This is a genomic window from Siccirubricoccus soli, assembly GCF_024178315.1.
GTDB lineage: Bacteria > Pseudomonadota > Alphaproteobacteria > Acetobacterales > Acetobacteraceae > Siccirubricoccus > Siccirubricoccus soli.
In genome coordinates this window covers 1-4940 of record NZ_JAMZIK010000270.1, presented here as the reverse complement: position 1 = coordinate 4940, position 4940 = coordinate 1, and the positions used below count along the sequence as shown (strand labels likewise).

The following is a 4940-nucleotide window of genomic DNA, read 5'->3' as shown; positions in this document are numbered from 1 at the left end:
CCGGCGCCGCCCGTGCCGCCATCGCCGCCGATGCCGTCCGCCGCCCCGCCGCTGCCATTGCCGCCGGCGCCGCCATTGCCGCCGCGGCCGCCGCCATAGCCGGTGCTGCCATTCCCGCCCGCGCCGCCGCTGCCGCCATTCCCGCCGAGGCCGACCGAGCCGCGGTTGTTGGCGTCATTCCAATTGTCCACCGCGGCCTGGGCGTTGAGATGGGCGTCCAGCGCCGTGGCGATGTCGATGGTGAGCTGTGCCGCTTGCGCGGCCAGCCCGGCGACGATCGGGGCGGTGAAGGGGTTGGCCGTGGCGGCGGCGATCTCCGCCGCCAGCGCTATCGCCTGCGCGGTGAGCGAGGCATAGGCGAGCGCTGCGGCGTCCCGCGTCGCCTCCAGCACCGGGTTGTGCGACCAGCCGGCCTGGCCGGCGCCGCCCGCTCCGCCGGTGCCGCCGACGCCGGTGCCGGGGCTGCCGCCCGCGCCGCCATCGGTGCCGGTCAGGCCGTTGCCATTGCCGTCGCCGATCAGGGTGCTGCTGTCCGGCCAGGTACCGCCGGCGCTGCCGGTGCTGCCGGTGCTGCCGCCGGTGATGCCGTTGAGGTTGCCGCCGGTGCTGCCGACGCCGCCGCGGCCGCCGACCGCGGTGTTGCCCATGATGGTCACGTCGTTGAGGATCAGCGCGCCGCCATTGTCGACGAAGACCGCGCCGCCGAGGCCGGCACCGCCACCCGAGCCATCCCCGCCCGTGGTGCGGTAGTTGTGCATGATGCCGCTGGTGACGGTGAGCTGATTGCCGCTGGTGACGTAGTAGCCGCCGCCGCCGCTGCCGTTCAGCGTGCCGGACAGGGTGGTGTTGCTGTTGACCATGATCTCGGCCGCGGCGGGGGCGGCGCTGCCGAGCAGGGCGAGGGTGGAGGCAAGCGTGGCCTGGCGGCGGCGAGTCCGCTGCGCCTTGTTGGGCTTGGAATGGGGCTGCTTCTTGCGCAACGCGCATCGCTCCTCTGCAATATTTGCCGCCATCCCAGGAACGGCCCAGGATTTTGTCGGACGCCGACAGGCAAACTCAGGGGAAGCGATAAGACCGAAACGGATAAGCCTGGGTAAAGGGCCCCCTCTTCTCTTCCTGGGACAGTCGTTACTTAGAACTTAAAGGGCCGCATAGCGACATGACTTGCCGGCGGGCACCGGTCCGGCCGGAGCTGTCCAGGGCGAGGCAGGGGCGGTTTTGAGGCCGGCGCGAAGCCGGCCTATCCTCCCACCCGACGCGGCGAAAGGAGCATGCATGGCTGGGTTCGGTTGCCGCTGCGCGCTCGGGGCCGGCATCGGCCTGGCGCTGGCCGGCCCCGCTGCGCTGCTGCGGGCCCAGCCCGTCGCGGGGGCCTGGCCCGCCCGCTCCGTCGGGCTGGTGATACCCGATGCCGCGGGCGGGCGATCCGACATCCTGGCCGGGGCGGTGGAGCCGAAAGCGTTGCGCCTCGGCCCCGCCGACCTCTTCGCCGCGGTCGCCGTGCTGGCGCCGCTGCCCGGCTGAACGATTTCAAGGAGGACCGCCCATGACCCTTCCGCTCCGCATCGGCATCTGGGCCCTGGTGCATGGCAACCGCGCCGCGTTGCACGACCCGGAGGAGCCCTACGACGCCTCCTGGGCGCGCAACCGCCGGCTGGTGCTGGAGGCGGAGGCGCTGGGCTATGACTGCGTGCTGATCGCCCAGCATACCATGAACCCGCACAAGCCGGAGCTCGGCCAGCTCGAGGCCTGGACCAGCGCCGCGGCGCTGGCCGCGGAGACGCGGCGCATCGAGCTCATCGCCGCCATCAAGCCCATGCTCTACCACCCGGTGGTGCTGGCGAAGATGGCGCTGCAGATCGAGGAAATCAGCGGCGGCCGCTTCGCCATCAACCTGGTGAATGCCTGGAACCGCAAGGAGATCGAGGACGCGGGCATGGTCTTCCGCGAGCATGACGAGCGCTACGCCTATGGCGCCGAATGGCTCTCGGTGGTCGAGCGGCTGATGCGCGGCGAGGCGGTGCAGCATGACGGGCGTTACTTCCAGGTGCGCGACTACATGCTGCGTCCGACCGCGGCCACCCGCGCCCGCCCGCGCATCTATGTGGGCGGGGAGAGCGACCCGGCGCGGGATTTGGTGGCGGCGCTGGCCGATGTCTGGTTCATCAACGGCCAGCCGCTGGAGAATGTGCAGGCGCTGATCGCCGATGTCCGCCGCCGGCCCCGCGCCGGGGCGCCGGTGCGCTTCGGCCTCTCCACCTTCGTCATCGCGCGGGAGACGGAGGAAGAGGCACAGGCGGAATATCGGCGCCTGCTGGACCTCGCGCAGCAGGACGGCGAGATCAAGGCCTATGTCCGGGCCAACACCGACCCGGCGGTGGTGATGCGCAAGACCCAGGCGAAGTTCGAGAGCGTCGGCACCAATGGCGGCACCGCCGCCGGGACGGTCGGCAGCTACGACCAGGTGGCGGCGCGGCTGGCGGCATTCCACGAGGCCGGCATCGACACGCTGCTGACCCAGTTCCAGCCCTTCGAGCGGGAGATGCGCCGATTTGCCGAGCATGTCCGGCCGCGCCTCAGGGCGATGGGCGCGACGGCGGGCTGAGGCTGCGGCGTCGGCTGCCCGGGACGGTGCCGGCCGCCTCCCCGGGCAGGCTGTTTCGAGAGGGCGCCGGGTTCAGCCCGCCTTGGGCGCCAGGCTCTCGAACACCAGCATGCGGTGGCCATGGTTGTGGAAGTCGCCGCAGGGCTGCATGCCCAGGGTTTCCAGCACGGCGACGGAGGCGAGGTTGGTCTCCCGTGCCACCGCGATGATGCGGTCCAGCCCGACGCGATGGCCGAAGGCCAGGGCCGCCGCGGCCGCTTCCCGCGCATAGCCATGACCGCGCATCTCCGGCCACAGCGCATAGCGCAACGCCACGCCGCGGCCATCCGGCCGCTCCATCAGCCCGCAGATGCCGAGGAAGGCGCCATCCTCCGTGCGGAAGACGCACCAGGTGCCATAGCCGCGCACCTCCCAGAAATCGATGTCGTCCTCCAGCTCCTCCCGCGTGCGCTCGGGCGATCGCACGCCGTGCAGCATGGTGGAGAAAACCCTGGGGTCGCCCTTCAGCCGCTCCAGGTCGGCGAGGTTCTCCAGCCCCACGGGAAGCAGGGTCAGCCGGGCCGTGCGGATGACCCGCGCCGGCTGGACGATGGGATGGCCATAATGCATGCCGCTTCGCTGCTCTCCCCCTCGCCCAGGTGGAACGGACGATAGCGACATATCCTGCCACGTGCGGCCGGGGCTGTCGCCTCGCCGTTTCGATCACGTAAAAGTGAGGCGAGGGCTGGAAGGCTCCGCTGGCGCCTTCCGGGCGGCGAAGCAGCCTCCGCTCTGCCGGATCGCGCCGTGATCCGGCAGCGCCGATGCGGTTCTACCGGGTCAGCGGCCGGTACTTGATGCGGTGCGGCTGGTCCGCCGCCGCGCCCAGCCGGCGCTTCCGGTCCGCTTCATAGGCTTGGTAGTTGCCCTCGAACCACTCGACATGGCTGTCGCCCTCGAAGGCGAGGATGTGGGTCGCCAGCCGGTCGAGGAACCAGCGGTCGTGGCTGATGATGACGGCGCAGCCGGCGAAATCCTGCAGCGCCTCCTCCAGCGCGCGGAGCGTATCGACGTCCAGGTCGTTGGTCGGCTCGTCCAGCAGCAGCACGTTGTGCGGGCGCTTCAGCATCTTCGCCAGATGCACCCGGTTGCGCTCGCCGCCGGAGAGCACGCCGACCGGCTTCTGCTGGTCGCCACCCTTGAAGTTGAAGGCGGCGCAATAGGCGCGGCTCGGCACCTGCCGCTTGCCCATCGGGATCATGTCCATCCCGTCGGAGATCTCCTGCCACACCGTGCGGTCGTCGCGCAGGCTGTCGCGGCTCTGGTCCACATAGCCGAGATCGACGCTGTCGCCGACGGTCAGCGTGCCGCTGTCCGGCTTGTCGGCGCCGGTGATCATCTTGAACAGCGTGGTCTTGCCGGCGCCGTTCGGGCCGATGACGCCGACGATGCCGCCCGGCGGCAGCTTGAAGGAGAGGTCGTCGATCAGCAGCCGGTTGCCGAAGCCCTTGCGGATGTTCTCGGCGACGATGACGGTGTTGCCGAGGCGGGGCGCGGGCGGGATCTGGATCTCGGTGGGATCCGGCGCCTTCTCCTGGCTCTTCGCCAGCAGCTCCTCATAGGCCTGGATGCGGGCCTTGCTCTTCGCCTGGCGGGCGGCCGGGCTGCGCCCGATCCACTCCTGCTCCTCGGCGAGCTGGCGCTGCCGGGTGCTCTCCTCCTTCTCCTCCTGCTGCAGGCGCTTGCGCTTCTGCTCGAGATAGGCGGAATAGCTGCCCTGGTAGGGGATTCCCCGGCCGCGATCGACCTCGAGGATCCAGTTCGTCACGTTGTCGAGGAAGTAGCGGTCATGCGTGACGATCAGGACGCAGCCCTGGTACTCGCGCAGCGTCTTCTCCAGCCAGGAGACGCTCTCGGCATCGAGGTGGTTGGTCGGCTCGTCGAGCAGCAGCATCTCCGGCTTCTCGAGCAGCAGGCGGCACAGCGCGACGCGGCGCCGCTCGCCGCCCGAGAGATGCGTCACCGGGCTGTCGGCCGGCGGGCAGCGCAGCGCGTCCAGCGCGATCTCGATGCTGCGATCGATCTCCCAGCCATTGCCGGCGTCGATCTTCTCCTGCAGCTCCGCCTGCTCGGCCAGCAGGACGTTCATCTCGTCGTCCGACATCTCCTCGCCGAACTTCATCGAGATCTCGTTGAAGCGGTCGAGGTAGCCCTTCATCTCCTTGAAGGCGAGCATGACGTTCTCGCCAACGGTGAGGTCGGGCTCCAGATGCGGCTCCTGCGGCAGGTAGCCGACGCGGACGCCCTCGGCGGCCCAGGCCTCGCCGCCGAATTCCTTGTCCTGCCCGGCCATGAT

4 protein-coding genes and 1 pseudogene are annotated in these 4940 nt (G+C 70.3%); 2 read left to right on the top strand and 3 right to left on the bottom strand.

Annotated elements, in window-relative coordinates; all coding sequences use genetic code 11:
* Nucleotides 1–980, bottom strand: a pseudogene (locus NJ376_RS28125) (hypothetical protein); the annotation flags it as partial.
* Nucleotides 981–1275: 295 nt separating this feature from the next.
* Here NJ376_RS28125 and NJ376_RS28120 point away from each other — a divergent pair.
* Together NJ376_RS28120 and NJ376_RS28115 are read left to right on the top strand one after the other, a co-directional pair.
* The gene (locus tag NJ376_RS28120; RefSeq protein WP_252956667.1) at nt 1276–1524 is read left to right on the top strand and encodes a hypothetical protein; all 249 of its coding nucleotides are present in this window, start codon (nt 1276–1278) and stop codon (nt 1522–1524) included.
* Nucleotides 1525–1546: 22 nt separating this feature from the next.
* A complete protein-coding gene (locus NJ376_RS28115) occupies nt 1547–2605 on the top strand; it encodes an LLM class flavin-dependent oxidoreductase (RefSeq protein ID WP_252956666.1) in 1059 nt (352 codons plus the stop codon).
* 72 nt (nt 2606–2677) lie between these two features.
* Here the strand turns inward: NJ376_RS28115 and NJ376_RS28110 are convergent, their stop codons facing one another.
* Nucleotides 2678–3214, bottom strand: a complete 537-nt coding sequence (locus NJ376_RS28110; RefSeq protein WP_252956665.1) for a GNAT family N-acetyltransferase — start codon at nt 3212–3214, stop codon at nt 2678–2680.
* Between the two features lie 202 nt (nt 3215–3416).
* Nucleotides 3417–4940 (bottom strand): energy-dependent translational throttle protein EttA (gene ettA, locus NJ376_RS28105; RefSeq protein WP_252956664.1); only part of this gene is annotated, 1524 nt, incomplete at its 5' end.